The organism is Priestia sp. BR_2 (genome assembly GCF_041954005.1).
Classification (GTDB): Bacteria; Bacillota; Bacilli; order Paenibacillales; family Paenibacillaceae; genus Paenibacillus_AQ; species Paenibacillus_AQ lautus_A.
Window position 1 is genome coordinate 1 of the sequence record NZ_JAVFHM010000190.1, and the last position, 1,300, is coordinate 1,300.

At 35.9% G+C, this 1,300-nt stretch carries 1 protein-coding gene; it reads left to right on the forward strand.

The annotated features are described in order from the left end of the window. Positions 1-141: 141 nt before the first annotated feature. Positions 142-1,194 (forward strand): pyruvate kinase, encoded by a 1,053-nt coding sequence (locus tag RB298_RS12805; RefSeq protein ID WP_486047257.1) that lies wholly within the window; start codon positions 142-144, stop codon positions 1,192-1,194. Positions 1,195-1,300: the final 106 nt, after the last annotated feature.

Sequence of the window (1,300 nt, forward strand, 5' to 3'; positions counted from 1 at the left end):
TGGGTAAAGTAAGAAAAGGGCTGTCTCTTAGGCAAGTTATTGACTAAGAGGCATTTTTTTGTGTTGGTATACCTATTTTTGTATAAAGCTTATCTCTTTTATGAAAATGGGCATCCTACATTAAAAGGATGGTGAAAGGCAGTGGCAATCGATAGAATCTGTACAATTGGACCTGCTAGTAATAAAAAAGATGTACTAGAGAGACTGTTGGGAAAAGGAATGACAATTGCTCGGCTGAATTTATCTCATGGGTCGCATGAAAGTCATAAAACAATTATAGCTACGTTAAGGTCTTTAAATTCCTCTGTTCAAATTTTAGGAGATTTACAAGGTCCTAAAATTAGACTTGGAGTGATAAAGTCAAAAGAAGTAGTGTTAAAAGAAGGCGCATCATTTATTTTATATACAGAGCAGATGGCAGGAAATGAAAAAGGAGCCAGCGTTGACTATAAGGGTATCGTGAAGGATGTTCAAACAGGAAGCAAAATCTTAATGAATGACGGTCAAGTAGAACTGGTTGTTGAAAGAGTAGAAGAAGATACACTTGTCACAAAGGTAAAAAAAGGCGGATCTATTTCGTCTCATAAAGGAGTAAATTTGCCAGGGGCTCGCGTCCGTTTGCCAGCCATTACTGAAAAAGATAAAAAAGACATCGTATTCTTATTGAAAGAAAAAGTAGATTTTCTTGCTTGTTCGTTCGTAAGAACCCCTAAACATTTAAAAGACATCAAAAATTTTATCTATTTAAAACATCTAAATGCACCAAAGCTGATTGCAAAAGTGGAAACAATGGAAGCTATAGAAAATTTCAAGAAAATATGTGAAGAAGGCGATGGAATTATGATTGCACGAGGAGATTTAGGAGTAGAGCTGCCTTATGAATGGATTCCTTTGCTCCAAAAAATATTAATTCATGAATGCCGGATGCAAAACAAGTATGTGATCACAGCGACACAAATGCTTCAATCAATGGTGAGCAGCGCAATTCCTACAAGGGCTGAGGTGACAGATGTGTTTCAGGCAGTACTTGATGGCACGAATGCAGTGATGCTTTCTGCTGAAACTGCTGCTGGAAAATATCCGATTGAAAGCATGGAAGCGCTTTATAAAATATCGCATTTTGCTGAAACTCTTCAAAATAAGAACGTAGCGAGTCTCTCAAAGATTTTGGCAATGTTAAAGAGCTCGAGATAAAAAGTACAGCAAGTAGATATGTAAGTTTAAAAAATATATTTAAATTAAAAAAAGTGGCAAGGCTTTCTATTCTCCAAGTACAATTTAAATAATGAATGCTTTACGT